Below are 16070 nucleotides of genomic sequence, written 5' to 3' on the forward strand. Positions count from 1 at the left end.
GGCTAAAAGGTTCTATAGATTATTCTTCAGGGTATTCGCCCATACCTTGCGTTTGTCCTTCTGCTTTCCAATGTTCGCCTGGATCAAAGGCTTCATCGCATAGATCGACGGTGTAGCCCATTTCGGTTATTTCTTTCAAGGTGAGGTTGTCAGCAATTTTGGCAATGTCGCCCGCCTTGTTCCGCAGTTCCATAGTCTCCCTCCGGTCACTGTTTGGTTGTCGGTTCAAGTCGCGCCAAGTACAAAAACTTGGGTGGCTCGACTATAAGTATAAGCAGTGATGGCTGACTTTTTGGCTTAATAGCCGTAAATAATTTAAGGTTATACCCAAGTAACCTCAAGATGCTAGGTTCAGCGAGAATGACTTGGTTTGTAGACGCGGCGCCGATTTAAAGATCTAGTCATTCTAAATCAAGAATCGGCAACAAAGTATACAAGCCAAGGTCCTTACTATTTGCAAAGAGTGCCCTTTGGGAGCGTGTCTTTGACTCGCTTTTTTAGTCAAACAAATGGCTGCGTCAAACAACTTGGAAAGAGCTAGCTATTACCAAGTTGTTTTCCTTACTCTCGAATCAATGACAACGCTCTGAATCCTGCATCTTGAAGTCACTTGGGTATAATTGGGTGATATTTCACTTTGGCGTTGATTCCAGTTCAATATCATGGCGATAGAAGACAAAGTGTGATTTATTGACGCCTCAATCGTTGAGATTTTAGGAACAGAAATGGTGATTCTCGACCACACACTCGCGCAGCAAATCGTCGATCGCACTATGTCGATCATTGGACACAACATCAATGTGATGAACGCGGCAGGCACTATTATTGGCAGTGGTGAAGCTGAGCGCATTGGTCAAAAGCACGATGGGGCGGTGCTAGCGCTCAACCACGGTGATTCGCTGGAGTTGGATGAGCAAAGTTGCCAATCCCTGCAAGGCGTGAAACCGGGCATCAATATGCTGCTGCACTTTAAAGGTGAAGTGGTTGGTGTGGTGGGCGTCACTGGCAAACCTGAGCAAATCCGAGCGTTTGCTCAATTAGTTAAGGTGACAGCGGAACTGACCATTGAGCAAGCTTCGCTGGTGGAGCAGTTGCAATGGGATCGTCGCCACCAAGAAGAGTTTGTATCAGCATGGTTAAACCAACAACTCAATGATTCAGATCTGCACGATTGGGCTCAGCGTCTTTGCATCGATTTAGTAACACAAAGAGTTGCCGTGGTGATTGAGCTTATTGCAGATAATGCTCCTGTGAGTTTGAGCAAGGTACGTGAAGTGGTGGACGTACTGTATCGTTCTGAAGATAAACCGCTGGTGGCGATCATGTCGATGAACGAAATTGTCGTTCTGAAGCCTTTGCGTTCTTCCTCTACCTCGAACAGCGACCAAAGTGTACTTGAGCGCATTCAGCGCCGATTAACTGCGAATCAGATTGACGATGTTCGCCTTGCGATTGGGCAATATTTTGATGGCGCAAAACAACTCCCTCTTTCCTACCAAAGTGCCAAGCAGGTGCTTGCGGTCGGTCGTCGTTCTCATCCAGAACAAACCACATTGAGCTTCTCTGAGTTTCGCATACCTGTGTTACTCGCCCCGTTAGCCGAATCTTGGCAAGGTGAACAACTCGCTCAGGCGATGACTTCTCTTGCTTCAGCAGACAAATCTGGGCAGTTAGTGAAAACCTTAGAGGCGTATTTTCATGCCAATGGCAACGCTAATGATTGCGCTAATGCATTGTTTATTCATAGAAATACATTGAGGTACCGTCTAGATAAAATCAGTGAAGTGACGGGCATTTCAACGCATGATTTTACGGGGTTGGTTGAGCTTTATATTGCCAGTCATCTCAATAAGTTAAGTTGATTTATTGTGCAGGTGCACAATATTTAAATAAATAAGCTCAGTGTGATTTGGTTGTTTGCCTAAAGAATGCGCCGAGTTTTTGAGTGAGAATAGCTACATTGATGAGTTGCGAATTGTTCCTCGCAGCGCGCTGTTTTCAGGAGAATGAAATGAAAGTTGTGATTGCCCCAGATTCGTTTAAAGAGAGCTTGACCGCTAAACAAGTGAGTGAGGCGATCAAGGTGGGTTTGTCTCGTGTTTGGCAAAGTGCAGAGTTTGTCACGCTACCTGTTGCTGACGGCGGCGAAGGTACAGTTCAATCTTTGATTGATGCGACTGAGGGGGAGCAGGTTTTCGTGACCGTAAAAGGTCCGCTCGGTAATGATGTGAAGGCGTTTTACGGTATTCTGGGGGATGGCGAAACCGCAGTGATTGAGATGGCCGAGGCAAGTGGTTTGCATCTTGTGCCAAGTGATCTTCGTGACCCGAAAAACACCAGCAGCTTTGGTACTGGTCAGTTAATTTCGAATGCGCTTGATCGCGGTATTCAACGTTTGATCATCGGCTTAGGAGGTAGCGCAACCAATGACGGCGGTACGGGTATGCTGGCGGCGTTAGGTGTTAAGTTTCTTGACAGTGCTGGTCAGCCAATCACCCCCAACGGTGGCGGTTTGATTGAGCTAGCAAGCATTGACGTATCAGGTCTCGACGCTCGCTTAGCTGATTGTGAGGTGTTGGTGGCGTGTGATGTTGATAACCCATTGTGTGGAGAGAAAGGCGCATCAGCAATTTTTGGTCCGCAAAAGGGCGCAACGTCAGCAGATGTTGAGCTGTTAGATTCCGCTCTCAACAAATTCGGCGAACTGACAGAGCAAGTGACGGGCAAGCACGTTCTGACTCAAAAAGGCGCAGGTGCAGCCGGTGGTATGGGCGCGGCGTTGCTTGGTTACCTGCCAGCACGACTGAAACCGGGTATCGAGATTGTGCTAGACACCGTAAAGCTCGCAGAGCACGTAGCAGACGCTGATATTGTCTTTACTGGTGAAGGTCGTATTGACCATCAAACCGTGCATGGCAAAACACCAATGGGTGTGGCGAAAGTGGCGAAAGAATATGGTTTGCCAGTGATTGCCCTAGCAGGCTGCACAGGTGATAACTTCCAAGCAGTCTACAAATGTGGCATTGATGCGGTATTCGTGTGTGTGCCACGCGCCATGAGCTTGCCTGAAGCGATGGAAGAAGCGGATACAAACCTAGCCAATTTGGCAGAAAACGTGGCGAGGTTGTGGCAGTTGCCACACTAACTCTCGGCTGTGTTTAGGAGCGATGAGCTGTGGAGGTTTGTGGTTTTCGTCGTTGCGGAAAACAGGCACAAAAAAGGGGAGGTGTTACCCTCCCCAAGCTAGCACATGATTGCGCCTACTGTTTTACTTCTTAGTTACCGTTACGATTGGTGCCGCCTTGTCTGCCGCATTGAAGTGGAAGTTGTAGTTTCCTGCTTCAGCAATCGTAATTTTAAGGTTTTTGCTACCGCCACCGGCATTCATGGTGACCGCTTTACCTAGCTCCACGCTGCCGTCACCACCAAAGTTGGTCGCATCAGCCCAGTCTGCGCTTGCGATCTTCATTTCGTAGCTGCCTGCTGCTAGAGCGATGTCTAGTGAGTAAACATCAGCGGCTACGTAAGAGAATTTAGCGCTAGAGTCTTCAGCTGGCGTATCCCAAGTGGTGATAGTGCCGCGTAAGAACAGTGACGTGTCACCAAACGTTGGCGCATCTGCTGCTTTCGTTACTGAAATTACTGGTTTTTCTACGCTTTCATCTTGAACATTCAGTGCGTTTAGAGTGAAGTTGTATTTGCCAGTTTCAGCCACTGATAGCTTACAGTTGCCCGCTGCACCTAGGTCTAAAGAGTCACTTGCTTGGGTTGCTGCATCACAACCGATGTTTGGATTTGACCAACCTGAATCTGCAAACTTGAACTCGTGCTCACCAGCTTCAAGTACACCTGTTACTGAGTACAAGCCATTGCCGATAAAGGTCATTGCCCAATCGCTGCTATCAGACCAACCGTTCATCGAACCCTTCACGTAAACCACAGTTTCGCCGTAAGGAGGAATGCTTGATACGTCTTTGTTGTCTTTGTTAACCGGTAGACCGTCGCCTTGTGCACCGCCCTGAGGCTGTACAAATACCGCTGTTGTTAGCGCAGGAACTGTGAACGTCTCACCCGCGAAGCTTGCACCTTTTACGATGTCGTCTGCTGAGTTCTTCTGAATCTCATGCAGTTCGAAACCTGTTGCACCTTTCACTGTGAAAGATTGCTCTTTAGACGTTGAGTTCACCACTGCCACAACGGCATCGTAGTTGGTGTCTAGGTCTTTACCTGCTGATTTACCGTCATCGATAGACATAACGATCAAGCCTTCTACTTGGTCTTTGCCTACGTTACGGAAATCGACGCGGTTCATTACTTCTTGTGCAGTATCTAAGCGGAACAGTTCGCTAGAGCTGCGGATTTTCAGTAGTTCTAGGAATTGCTTCTTAGTTAGCTCGATATCTTCAGCACTTGGTTTCGCAGAACTGTCACCAACGATCTTCTGGATAAGCTCCCAGTTTGCGCCATCTTTATCTTGACGAGGTAGACCGACGTTCCAGTTGTTGTCCGTACCGTTGAAGAACACACGGTTGAACCAGTCACCAGAATCGTAAGAGTCACGCTGCATCGATTTCGAACGTAGCAGCTCAGAACCCATGTGAATGAATGGAATACCTTGCCCCAACATTACCGTAGATAGAGACACGTTTTGCATACGAGCGCGTTCAGCAGAAGGGGTGCCTGTAGCAATCTTGTAAGCGTTGTTGTCCCAAAGCGTTTGGTTATCGTGCTTAGATACGTAAGAGATGTTCTCTGATGGCATCTTAGTGTAGCCCGCAGGTGCACCGTTGTAGTCTACGTTCTTACCAAGTTTAGTGTCGCCCTTGTAATCAAGAAGAACGAATTCAGCCAAGTTACCCGCCATACCTAGGCGAACAAGATCTTGGTTGTGTAGACGACCGTTTACTGAATCAGCGTCTGTCTTCGTTTCTTCGTTAGCGTATGCCGCGTTACCAAAACCTTGGTTGAAGCGAAGTGGGTGGTTACCTTCTGAGTCTTTACCGCCATCGAATGGGCTGCCGCCACGAACTGCATCACGTAGACGGTCCGAGAAAGTACCGATCTCTGTGCCAGCCATGTTGACTTGCGTCGCTTGGTCGAAGCGAGCGTTTTGTGCCACTTCACCAAAGTCCCAACCTTCGCCGTAGAATAGTGTGTTAGGGTCAACTTTACGTACTTGCTCTAGCGCGTAAACCATCACGTCTTTTGGCTGGTGACCCATCAAGTCAAAACGGAAACCATCCACTTTGTAGTCGTCTGCCCATACTAACAATGAGTCAACCATCAGTTTACCCATCATTAGGTTCTCTGTTGCTGTGTTATCACAACAAGTTGAGTTCTCTACGCCACCCGTGTTTACGTTCAAGCGGTGGTAGTATCCAGGGACAATCTTATCCAGAACCGACTTATCATTTACGCCAGATGCGTTAGTGTGGTTGTACACCACGTCCATGATAAGTTTTAGCTTCATTTTGTGTGTTGCTTGAACCATTTCACGGAATTCAACAATACGCTTAGAACCATTAGGATCGGTCGCGTAGCTGCCTTCAGGCACTGTGTAATGGAATGGGTCATAGCCCCAGTTGAAGCTGTCTAGCATACGTAGGTCATTCATCAGAGCCTGAGCTGAACCCGTTGTTGGATCGTAGCTGTTTAGGACATCTTCAATAACTTTACTTTCGTTTTCTGTACCACAAACAGAAGCGGCTGGTTTAATGTCACAGAGTTTGCCAACCGTGTCAGTAATATCTACGCGGTTTGCTTCGTTTTCATCGACGGTAGCGATATCGAATGCTGGCAGAATGTGAAGCGTAGTGAGACCTGCGTCTTTCAAAGCTTGAAGGTGTGAAACCGATTCACGATCCGCTTCTGTCAGAGCAAGGTACTTACCATTGTATGCTTTGGTCCCTTTGGTATCGCTAAAGCTGAAATCACGTAGGTGCGACTCGTACAGTACGTGGTCTTCGTCTTTAGCAAGTTCAGGACGTTTGTAATCATTCCAACCTTGAGGTTTCAAGCTATCGCTGTCTAGGTCTACAACTTGTGAGTACAGAGAGTTTTGAGACAAGCTTAGCGAGTATGGGTCAGTAACAAGGCGGGTTTCTACAACGCCTGTTGTTGGGTGGTAAACCTTAACTTGGTAACGGTAGTATTTGTTTAATACGTCGCTTTGCGCTTCTGATGCCCAGATACCTGTAGCTGGATCTTCTGTCATCGCAACGGTTGCTTGTTCTTTCAAATCTGCATCGTAGATGATCAGGTCAACGTCTTGCGCTGTTGGTGCCCAAAGCTTGAATGTTGCTGCGTTGCCATCAACAATTGCGCCAAGTTCCTGACCGATTGCGTTACCTGCATCTTTGTTAGCAAATACGGCATCAAGTACGCCTGGTTTTTGTACTTCAGTTGCAGAAATAACATCGCCATCTGCGTTGTAAGCCACCATGACGATTTGCGATTTTAGAATGGTGTGAAGTACGTCAGCATCAACATCGATACCTGCTGCTTGTAGGCTAGAAAGGTGACGGAAACGTTTTTTCAGTGCTTCAGACAATTCGCCTGCTTTCGTCAGCTCAACTGCTGTACCACCAGTGATTTGCTTGTCTTCATCCATCTTGATGTCGTTAGTCAAGCTGTAGTAAAGCTTCATTGAGTCTGCATTCGCCGCCGCTTCCCAAGCGATGGTATTAGCATCTAGCCAATGCGCTTTTTGACCGTCAATTTCGACAGGACGCTCTTCGATTGGTTCGTAGTAAAGCTCGCTGCTGCCGTGGAAGCCGAACAAACCTTTCGATTCACCTAGCTTAGTCAGCTCAACTTTTGAGTTTGCACTGCCGAATGCCTTCTCATCGCCTTTGTGTAGGATGAAGTTCATACAGTTGTGTGGGTCAGATGCGTCTGGGTTCACTTTCAGAACGTAGTAAGCACCGTAAGTGTCACTGATGCCGTCGAATGGGCGAGGTGACCCCCAGTCCGTGCCGCCCTCTGGGAGCCCCATTTCTTCAAGATCGGTACTTGTACAGCCTTCGCCATTCCAAAGGTGTAGACCCCAACCTTCGTAATCGCTTGCTGATGATGCAGCTGCGACATCGCGTTTGTAATAGATGACAACTTCGTTCTCTCCCGCAGGGTGTAGACCAGAGCCAGGGTTCGTTGTGTCATCGCTTGTGCTATCACTGCCACAACCGCTGATGACTGCCACAGAAAGGAGCGGCAGTACGGTTTTAGCAATCGCTGATAATTTAAATGTTTTATTGTCCACGTTTACAAATCCATTGTTATTGAATTGATAATAGATTGGCAAAATGCCGAAAAGGAAATGTTCAACAAGATGCTAATACACTGAACTATCAGCAAAATGTGAGAGCAGGCAGTTAAGTTTTTTACAAGTAAAAATTTTCTGTCACAGTAGATTTTGTTCACAAATTAAATAATAAAACGGTCTCATAGTGAGATATTCAGCACAGCCTAAAGATGTAAATTTTTATAGGAGGAGAAAGGGGGGATGATAGGGGCGGAGAATGTCTAAGCCCCAAAACTGTGACTCATTTCTATAAAATTAGGGGTGTTATTTTTTAATTAAAAATAAGTTGCGGTGATATCGAATAAAAATTCGCCATACTCGACCAGTAAACTTCAGATTTTACCTACATGGTCGTTATATAATAGAGCGGAGTACGCCAAAGATGGCGCAATTATACCCCGAGTTAGAATTTTGCAGATTTTCCCAAGCGCGGAAAGTCTCGGTGAGCACTGACCTAAAAAGAGGCGGTTTATGAGTAGTATGGGCATTGCTATTACAGCAACTGGCCTTTCACTCATCCTGATATTTGTTTGGATGATCTCGTTGTCGATGCGTAAGCAACGTCTAGAGGCAGAGAGGAAAGCGCGTGAAGTGGCGTATCGCAAGGCGATGCAAAAAGCGCGCGAACAAGAACGTAAAGAGCGTGAGTTTAAGGCGGAGACCGGTCATATTCCGACAATTCTCTATTTAGCGAAAGAATCAGAGCGAGACAATCTTAAGCGCGCCCTGTATTGGTACGACAAGGCCGCCAAACTGGATAACGTCACCGGCATGTATGGTGTGGTGCGTTTGGCTGAGCGAATGCGTGAAGATGTTATCTTAAGAGAGCAAGCGAATTTTTGGCGTACTGCGATTGCCGGTATGGAAGGTGATATCGACGCGAAATTTGCAACGGGTAAGGCGCTTTTGTCTGGACGTGGTACCGAGAAGAATATTCCCAAAGGGCATCAACTCATCGAAATGGCAGCAGATGAGGGTTGTATTCCTGCCATGTTGTATATGGGGGAATGGCAGTTATCACCGGAGAATACGGCAGGGCGTAGTGCTGATGCTTTGTTCTGGTTTATGAAAGCTGCTGAGCAAGACAGTGCTGAAGGTAAAATCCAAGTGGGTTTGTGTTATCTAAGAGGCACTGGCACTGATAAAAGCATGGTGAAAGCGTGTTATTGGCTTGAAAGAGCGGCGGAGAGTGGCAGCGCAGAGGCAATGTTTCACGCGGGAGAAGCGTGGAAAGATACCGGTAAAACAGGCAATGCGATTGCTTATATTTGGCTGTTTTTATCCGCGAACATGGGCTACGAGCCAGCACGTGCCGTTCGTGATGAAGTCGCAAGCAACATCGGCGTGGATGTTGTAGTGGGGCTGCAATCTATCGCTAAACCGCTGCAGAGGAAGCTCGCATCTGGTTTCGTCAAAAAGCACTCTATCATTCGTGCGTTAAACAAGGTCTACAAACGTGAACCTTACTTCCCAGATCAAGATGAACTCAATGAGTTGCTGAGTGAAGAACATCATGAAGAAGAAAGTTTGCTTGATGGCGCACCAGAGCTGAACTTTGATGCTGAGGTTCCACCACAGCAAGAGTTTGCTTCTCCACCTAAGCAACCATCAAAAGAAGTGCTCGACTTTACTCAGAACTTCTTACAGCCACAGAATCTCAACAAGCCTCATTCGTGAGGCTTTTTTATTGCCCGTGTTATAAGAAATTCCATCAAGTGCATATACCCAAGCATCTCTTAGGTATAAAGAGGTGAGTGATCTTTATGCAATTTTTCAACAGAAATCCATCACTTAATCACCTATCGTTATATAAATCGACAAATAGAGGGAAATCCCCCCTTGTTGGAAATACACGAATTAAGCTCCAATCCAATATTATTGATTAGCCAATAAAACGGCTATGAAAATAATTTGTTAGCTTAATTTGTGTTGATCTATCTAGATTCATTACTTTAACTAATATTAGCTATTAAGTTTTATATTACTAAATCTTAATTTCTATTTTCGGTTTTCTATTATCTCTATTGATCTTTAACTTAATTGAGCGCAATATACCCAAAAATAAAATAGCGCACACTCTGCGTATAAATACAGTAAGAAGCAACCTGTTATTATCCTTTTCAACATAAAGGGGCAAACTCACGCTCTTTTTATGTCTATTAGAGATTTGTGTATGTTGAGAATCATTAGTGCAGATAAGTTCATCTCTTCAAGGTTTATCTTGGAATACAGCAAAGTGGAATTTGCATCTTTGTTGGGAGTTTCCGTTGCTAAGATAACCAATATAGAGAATGGCAAAACATCGATTCCTCCGGTGTATGATTATGCCATCAACCACTTGCTCAGTGAGCACCCGTTTAAAGACAGCGCTGTTGAGGCTCTAAGCTCGCATGAAACGCTGAACTTCGCCCGTCGTGTGGATGTAAACAGTAAGGTGCAGCGCTTGTCTTGTAAGCGCTGTGACAGTCGAAGGTTACATGTTATGGCTGGCATGAGTGGTCTGTACTTTGTGGAATGTATGGACTGTAAGCACACCATGTACTCGTCAGGAATCGCGGTGAAACGGTATCAATTGTGGTCAAATAATGGCGTGAGGCTCGATAGCCATTTGTTTGATTAAACTGGCTCTCGCTGCTATCAAAGTAAAACCACCAAAGTAAAACAATAAAGTAAAAAGCCATCAGCAGAAATGTTGATGGCTTTTTGTTTATACCCAAGTAACCTCGATATGCTAGGTTCAGCGAGACTGACTTGGTTTGTAGACGCGGCGGCGATTTAAAGGTTTAGTGGGTCTAAATCAAGAATCGGTAACAAAGTATACAAGCCAAGGCAGCTCGCCCTTTGGGAGCGTGTCATTGACCCGATTGCTGCGTCAAACAACTTGGAAAGAGCTGGCTATTACACTGCGTTGTTTTCCTTGCTCTCGAATCAATGACAACGCTCTGAACCCTGCATCTTGAAGTTACTTGGGTATATAGTTTATAAATTGTTAAATATAGGAATATTTATTGTGTTTATTCTTGCTATTAAATCAATCTAGTAAAATATAGAGTGATGAAAATCGCAAAATTTTATTTTCTTTTGATTCCTTTTTTAATAATAACTGGTGAGGTCACATAATTCTTCACCTAAATTCAATTTAAGCCAGAATCTAATATCATTGGCTTATCGAAAGGAAAGTGATAAAGATCGCGAAATTTTATTTCGAGAAAATAAGAGTTTTAATTATGAACTAATAATCACGAAATTTGTTTTTTGAATTTTAAATATTAATTTCGTTTGTAATATCTGTGCTTGTCGTCTTTACAGAACAAATAAGAGATATTTCAAATGAAACGTTTAATTATCGGTGTTAGTAATTACATGCCAGAAGACTTCAGTTTATTATCTGAATCTTTGGATGAGCAATTTAACCGAACTTTAAAACCACTTGAGCACGTCGAATTAACTGACGTTGGCGCTGCAATTATTACTTCTGCAGATATTAAGGCTGGTCTACACAAAATTATTTCTGAAACAGGTTATGGCATTCCGGTTTTCTTGGTCACAGATGAAAACCCAGTTTCAGCAGAAGATTACGTATGGTTAACCGGCGTTATCGATTTGGAAAGACAGTCAATCGAATACTACGGTCGCCAAATCAATGAGGCTGTCACCAAATACGAATGTCGCCTACTTCCACCTTTCTTCAAACAATTGACTCACTACGTGGAAATGGGCAACTCTGCATTCGACTGTCCAGGACACCAAGGCGGTCAGTTCTTCAAAAAACACCCAGCAGGTAAACAGTTCTACGATTTCTTTGGTGAAAACCTATTCCGTAGTGACTTGTGTAACGCGGACGTTGATTTAGGTGACTTGCTGATCCACGAAGGTTCTGCTCACCAAGCTCAAGCACACGCAGCAAAAGTGTTCAACTCAGACAAAACCTACTTCGTACTTAACGGCACTTCGGCTTCAAACAAAGTGGTTTGTAACGCGTTAGTGACCGAAGGTGACTTGGTGATGTTTGACCGTAACAACCACAAATCAAACCACCACGGTGCATTGATCCAAGCGGGCGGTATGCCAGTTTACCTAGAAACGGCACGTAACCCTTGGGGCTTTATCGGTGGTATGGATGAGCACTGTTTTGATGAAGAATACATCCGTGCTCAAATTGCGAAAGTGTCACCAGAGCGTGCTCGTGATGAGCGTCCATTCCGTCTTGCGATCATCCAATTGGGTACTTACGACGGTACCATCTACAACGCACGTTACGTGATGGATAAGATTGGTCATCTATGTGACTACATCCTATTTGACTCGGCATGGGTGGGCTACGAGCAGTTCATTCCTATGATGAAAGACTGTTCTCCACTGCTACTGGATCTGAAACCAGAAGATGCGGGTGTGATTGTGACTCAGTCTGTTCACAAGCAACAAGCTGGCTTCTCTCAAACCTCGCAGATCCACAAAAAAGACCACCACATCAAAGGTCAGGCTCGCTACTGTAACCACAAACGCTTCAACAACGCGTTTATGATGCACGCGTCAACTTCACCATTCTACGCGCTGTTCTCAGCATTGGATGTGAACGCGAAGATCCACGATGGTGAAGCGGGTCTACGCCTATGGCGTGATGCGGTTAAGACTGGTATCGAAGCACGTAAAGAAATCCTGAAAAGTTGTGAGCTGATTCGTCCGTTCATTCCTGACCAAGTGGATGGTCAACCATGGGGCAGTTACGACACCGATCTTATCGCAACCAATAAGAAGTTCTTCATGTTCGAGCCAGACGCAAGCTGGCATAAATTTGAAGGCTACGGCGAAGGTCAGTACTTCGTTGACCCATGTAAATTGCTGCTCACTACAGCAGGTATTGCTGAAGATGGTAGCTACGCAGACTTTGGTATTCCTGCAACGTTATTGGCTAACTTCCTACGTGAGAACGGCATCATCCCTGAGAAGTGTGACTTGAACTCTATCTTGTTCCTTCTCACTCCAGCAGAGGACATGGGTAAGATCCGTCATCTTGTGGCGCAAATTAACCGCTTCGAGAAATTTATTCGTGATGATGCGCCGCTAAACATCGTGCTTCCTCGCGTTTACGAAGCGAACAAAGAACGCTACCGCGGCTACACCATCCGTCAGCTATGTCAGGAAATGCATGACATGTACAAAGAGCTGAACGTGAAACAGCTACAAAAAGCGATGTTCCGTAGCGAATACTTCCCAACTATGGTGCACAAACCAGATGTGGCAACACGCAAATACTTCCGCGGCGAGTGTGATTACTTGCCTCTGAAAGAAGCGGTAGGTCGTGTCGCAGCAGAAGGTGCGCTTCCTTACCCTCCAGGCATTATCTGTGTGATCACGGGCGAAATCTGGACTCAACAAGTGGTCGATTACTTCTTATCTCTAGAAGAAGGCATCAACCGATTCCCAGGCTTCGCACCAGAGATTCAAGGTGTGTACCTAGAAGACGTCAATGGTCGCACCACCGCCCATTGCTACGCCCTTAAAGATTAATCTACCCCGTTCGCATCGTGACTTGGTTGTCGCGGTGCGAACCGTTTATTCGTGGAGAATAATTTATGAGTACTGAAACCAAAAAAATGTCGGTGGTGCAGCTAACCATTCTGACATTCATTAACATGGCTGGCTCGGGCATCATTATGCTGCCAAGTAAGCTGGCGCAAGTGGGCACGATTTCGATTCTATCTTGGCTGATTACTGCGGCGGGTTCATTGGCTCTTGCCTATGTATTTGCAAAGTGTGGTCGCTTTAGTAAACGTGATGGTGGTATGAACGGCTATGCGTCGTACGCGTTTGGTAAATCGGGTGCGTTTATGGCGGGTTGGACCTACGGCTTGTCACTGTTGATTGCCAACATCGCGATTGCGATTACCTGTGTCGGTTATGGCTCGGCTTTCTTCGAAGTGACCTTGTCGCCAGTCGAAACCTGTCTGTACACCATCGCTATCCTTTGGATTTGTACCTTCGCTAACTTTGGTGGTGCGAAGATCACTGGTCAAATCGGCTCGTTTACGGTCTGGGGCGTTATCCTTCCTGTGTGTTCTTTGGGTATTGTTGGTTGGTTCTACTTCAGCCCAACCATGTATGTAGAAGCATGGAACCCACACCACCTACCATTTGGTGAAGCGGTTAGCGCGTCGATCGCAATGACACTTTGGGCATTCCTAGGTCTTGAATCGGCTTGTGCGAACTCAGAAGCGGTAGAAAACCCAGAGAAGAACGTACCAATCGCAGTATTGGGCGGTACGCTGATTGCTGCAGTGGTTTACATTGTTTCAACCAACATCTGTTCTGGTATCGTAGCGAACTCTGAACTTGCTGCTTCTACAGCGCCATTCTCAACAGTATGGACAGTGATGCTAGGTTCTACGGCGGGTAAAGTGGTTGCGGGCATGGCAGTACTTGCTTGTGCAGGTTCACTACTGGGTTGGCAGTTCACTATCGCGTCCGTATTCAAATCATCTTCAGACGCAGGCTTCTTCCCGAAACTGTTCTCACAAGTTGATAAACGCGGTACACCAATCAAAGGCATGGTTGCTATCACGGTTATCCAATCGGTGCTTTCTTTAATGACTATCTCGCCAACATTGAACGAGCAATTTGAAGCGCTGGTTAATCTGGCGGTAGTGACGAACGTCATTCCTTACATTCTATGTATGGGCGCAATCTTCATCATGCAGCAAGTGGCGCACGTGCCTGAGCGCGAGATGAAGACAACGAACATCATCGCTCTGATTGGTTCTCTGTACAGCTTCTATGCGTTGTACGGTTCTGGCTACGAAGCCATGATGTGGGGCTCTATCGTTACCTTCCTAGGTTGGAGTGCGTACGGTCTGATCGCTTCCAAACACGAACCTCTCGTGAACTAAGTTTTTTCAATCGAGCCTTCCCATACGCGGTGTGGAGGGCTCTTTTGCTTTTATCCATAACCTTTTGATTTGAAACACTAGGTAAGTTGAGGACACAACACCACTCATAACGTGAAAACTCATTTTCGACAATTGGGGGACGAAAGATGATTAGCCAACCTGTTAAAATCGGTGACGATACCGTCGTAGTCATTCCAAGCGTGATCCTGACTGAGCTCGGGATAAGGGAAGGGGACACCCTCGAAATTGCGCTCAATAAAGACAAAATGGAAATTAAGAAAATGGTACTGAAAACCAGCTCTCCAATCGATTCGAGCGAAGAAGGCTAGAATTGAGTTAGAGAATCTTGGTTTGTCGGATACACTACTGGTTTCGCAAATCTGGCGCTCGCCGCTGTCTTTGAACTATTGATAACAACAAGAAGAGGTCTGGTACTATGCAAGGTATCCTCTCTATACAATCTCATGTTTCTTTTGGTCACGCTGGTAACAGCAGTGCCGTTTTCCCAATGCAACGCATGGGCTTTGAAGTGTGGCCTATTCACACGGTTCAATTCTCTAACCACACCCAGTATCAAGAAGGCTGGACGGGGCGTGCGTTCTCGGCTGATGACATCAGCGAACTGGTTCGTGGTCTTGGCAACATTGGTGCACTAGAAAAGTGCCAAGCCGTTCTGACTGGCTATCAAGGCAGTGCTGAGCAATGTCTGGCAGTTGAAGAAACCGTCTCCAAAGTAAAACAAGCAAACCCAGACGCACTTTATGTGTGTGACCCAGTGATGGGCGCGCCAGATAAAGGCTGTATTGTGGCGCCGGGTATTGCAGAAAACTTGTTAAACCGTCTGATGCCAATGGCAGATGTGATCGTGCCTAACCAGTTCGAGTTAAGCCAATTTGCAGAGATGGAAATTCATACGCTGGATGATGCGATCAACGCTTGTCAGCGTGCACTAGCAAAAGGTCCTAAAGTGGTGTTGGTGAAACACCTTTACTGTTTGTCTGACGATAGCTTCAATATGTTACTTGCGACGCAAGAAGGCACTTATTTAGCGAAGCGCCCTCATTTTGAATTTGCTAAAGCCCCCGTCGGTGCAGGTGATTTGATCTCGGCGATTTTTACCGCTGGCTTGCTGAAAGGTTGGACGCCAAAACAAGCCTTCCAACACTGCCACGACGCGTGTTACGGCGTACTTAATGCGACTTACCAAGCGGGCGAATGGGAACTGCAAACCATCGCAGCACAACAAGAGTTCGTTGAGCCGAGCAAGCACTTCCCATTGGAAGAAGTGACATTAAGTTAAGTCTTATCATTGGTAGGAAAGAGGGAGCACAGTGCTCCCTTTTTTGATCTTCATTAACAGCCAGTGGTGTCAATTCTAAAGCTGTGTCCATCAACGCCTTTGCTGTCCATTCGATAGTAGGCGTAACACTGATTTGCCATCAGTGCCTCTGGTGATTCGTCACTGCCGTAACCGACAATTGAATAACGATTGTTTTCGATAAAGACCAAGTCTGCTTGTTTCATCTCATCAGTGATGGTCAGATTGTCGAAAAATCCAACTTGCTCACCACACTCACTCTGAGTCTCTGGATAACCGTTGTAGAAATCTTGATAGCCAAGAGCTGTCAGGACGCACTGGTTTGCGCCTCGGTCCTGCTTAAACGCTTTTGCATTGTTGTGTAGGAGCGAGACGTAATACTGCATGTCAGCGAACAGAACTTGGATTGCAGCACTACGGGCAGCAGAAGTACGTTGGTTAGAATAATGGACTGTGGCTATGGTTAACCCTCCGAGTACCACGGCGGTCAACAGCCACTCTTTTGCTGAGAATCCAGACAACAATCTCATTGGTTTTTACCCTATGTACAACTCAACCATATGCG

The 16070-nt window shown here is 46.0% G+C and carries 11 protein-coding genes; 8 read left to right on the top strand and 3 right to left on the bottom strand.

From position 1 onward, the window contains the following. Window positions 1-19 precede the first annotated feature (19 nt). Window positions 20-193, bottom strand: coding sequence for a hypothetical protein (locus QMY49_RS20080; RefSeq protein WP_005428284.1), 174 nt, complete (start codon window positions 191-193; stop codon window positions 20-22). Window positions 194-725: 532 nt separating this feature from the next. On the opposite strand from QMY49_RS20080, the gene QMY49_RS20085 reads away from it, so the two are divergent. Together QMY49_RS20085 and QMY49_RS20090 are read left to right on the top strand one after the other, a co-directional pair. Then, window positions 726-1862 carry a sugar diacid recognition domain-containing protein gene (locus QMY49_RS20085; RefSeq protein WP_050925708.1) on the top strand — a complete coding sequence of 379 codons (1137 nt, stop codon included), beginning with the start codon at window positions 726-728 and terminating at the stop codon, window positions 1860-1862. A gap of 149 nt (window positions 1863-2011) precedes the next feature. Further along, window positions 2012-3145 carry a glycerate kinase gene (locus QMY49_RS20090; protein ID WP_172581176.1) on the top strand — a complete coding sequence of 378 codons (1134 nt, stop codon included), beginning with the start codon at window positions 2012-2014 and terminating at the stop codon, window positions 3143-3145. A 123-nt stretch (window positions 3146-3268) separates the two neighbouring features. Here the strand turns inward: QMY49_RS20090 and pulA are convergent, their stop codons facing one another. Further along, window positions 3269-7258, bottom strand: coding sequence for a pullulanase-type alpha-1,6-glucosidase (gene pulA / locus QMY49_RS20095; RefSeq protein ID WP_009697267.1), 3990 nt, complete (start codon window positions 7256-7258; stop codon window positions 3269-3271). A 513-nt stretch (window positions 7259-7771) separates the two neighbouring features. Here pulA and QMY49_RS20100 point away from each other — a divergent pair. The 6 genes from QMY49_RS20100 (at window position 7772) to pdxY (ending at window position 15487) form a co-directional block, all read left to right on the top strand. Further along, window positions 7772-8977 carry a tetratricopeptide repeat protein gene (locus QMY49_RS20100; protein ID WP_033008366.1) on the top strand — a complete coding sequence of 402 codons (1206 nt, stop codon included), beginning with the start codon at window positions 7772-7774 and terminating at the stop codon, window positions 8975-8977. Between the two features lie 496 nt (window positions 8978-9473). Then, window positions 9474-9920, top strand: coding sequence for a helix-turn-helix domain-containing protein (locus QMY49_RS20105; RefSeq protein ID WP_005447369.1), 447 nt, complete (start codon window positions 9474-9476; stop codon window positions 9918-9920). Between the two features lie 710 nt (window positions 9921-10630). Continuing rightward, window positions 10631-12811: an ornithine decarboxylase SpeF gene (speF, locus tag QMY49_RS20110; protein ID WP_005429232.1), complete on the top strand. Its 2181-nt coding sequence runs from the start codon at window positions 10631-10633 to the stop codon at window positions 12809-12811. Between the two features lie 65 nt (window positions 12812-12876). Further along, complete coding sequence (potE, locus tag QMY49_RS20115; RefSeq protein ID WP_005447372.1) at window positions 12877-14187, top strand: putrescine-ornithine antiporter; 1311 nt, start codon at window positions 12877-12879, stop codon at window positions 14185-14187. A gap of 146 nt (window positions 14188-14333) precedes the next feature. Further along, window positions 14334-14516: an AbrB/MazE/SpoVT family DNA-binding domain-containing protein gene (locus QMY49_RS20120; RefSeq protein WP_005447373.1), complete on the top strand. Its 183-nt coding sequence runs from the start codon at window positions 14334-14336 to the stop codon at window positions 14514-14516. 107 nt (window positions 14517-14623) lie between these two features. Next, complete coding sequence (gene pdxY, locus QMY49_RS20125; RefSeq protein WP_005447374.1) at window positions 14624-15487, top strand: pyridoxal kinase PdxY; 864 nt, start codon at window positions 14624-14626, stop codon at window positions 15485-15487. 53 nt (window positions 15488-15540) lie between these two features. On the opposite strand, the gene QMY49_RS20130 is transcribed toward pdxY, so the two are convergent. Next, window positions 15541-16035 (bottom strand): hypothetical protein, encoded by a 495-nt coding sequence (locus tag QMY49_RS20130; RefSeq protein WP_009698044.1) that lies wholly within the window; start codon window positions 16033-16035, stop codon window positions 15541-15543. Window positions 16036-16070 lie beyond the last annotated feature (35 nt).

Source organism: Vibrio harveyi (genome assembly GCF_030060435.1).
Classification (GTDB): Bacteria; Pseudomonadota; Gammaproteobacteria; order Enterobacterales; family Vibrionaceae; genus Vibrio; species Vibrio harveyi.

Coding starts and splice junctions, on each gene's coding strand:
- QMY49_RS20080 (WP_005428284.1), bottom strand. CDS start 193: ATGGAACTGCGGAACAAGGCGGGCGACATTGCCAAAATTGCTGACAAC.
- QMY49_RS20120 (WP_005447373.1), top strand. CDS start 14,334: ATGATTAGCCAACCTGTTAAAATCGGTGACGATACCGTCGTAGTCATT.
- QMY49_RS20100 (WP_033008366.1), top strand. CDS start 7,772: ATGAGTAGTATGGGCATTGCTATTACAGCAACTGGCCTTTCACTCATC.
- potE (WP_005447372.1), top strand. CDS start 12,877: ATGAGTACTGAAACCAAAAAAATGTCGGTGGTGCAGCTAACCATTCTG.
- QMY49_RS20105 (WP_005447369.1), top strand. CDS start 9,474: ATGTTGAGAATCATTAGTGCAGATAAGTTCATCTCTTCAAGGTTTATC.
- speF (WP_005429232.1), top strand. CDS start 10,631: ATGAAACGTTTAATTATCGGTGTTAGTAATTACATGCCAGAAGACTTC.
- QMY49_RS20085 (WP_050925708.1), top strand. CDS start 726: ATGGTGATTCTCGACCACACACTCGCGCAGCAAATCGTCGATCGCACT.
- QMY49_RS20130 (WP_009698044.1), bottom strand. CDS start 16,035: ATGAGATTGTTGTCTGGATTCTCAGCAAAAGAGTGGCTGTTGACCGCC.
- QMY49_RS20090 (WP_172581176.1), top strand. CDS start 2,012: ATGAAAGTTGTGATTGCCCCAGATTCGTTTAAAGAGAGCTTGACCGCT.
- pdxY (WP_005447374.1), top strand. CDS start 14,624: ATGCAAGGTATCCTCTCTATACAATCTCATGTTTCTTTTGGTCACGCT.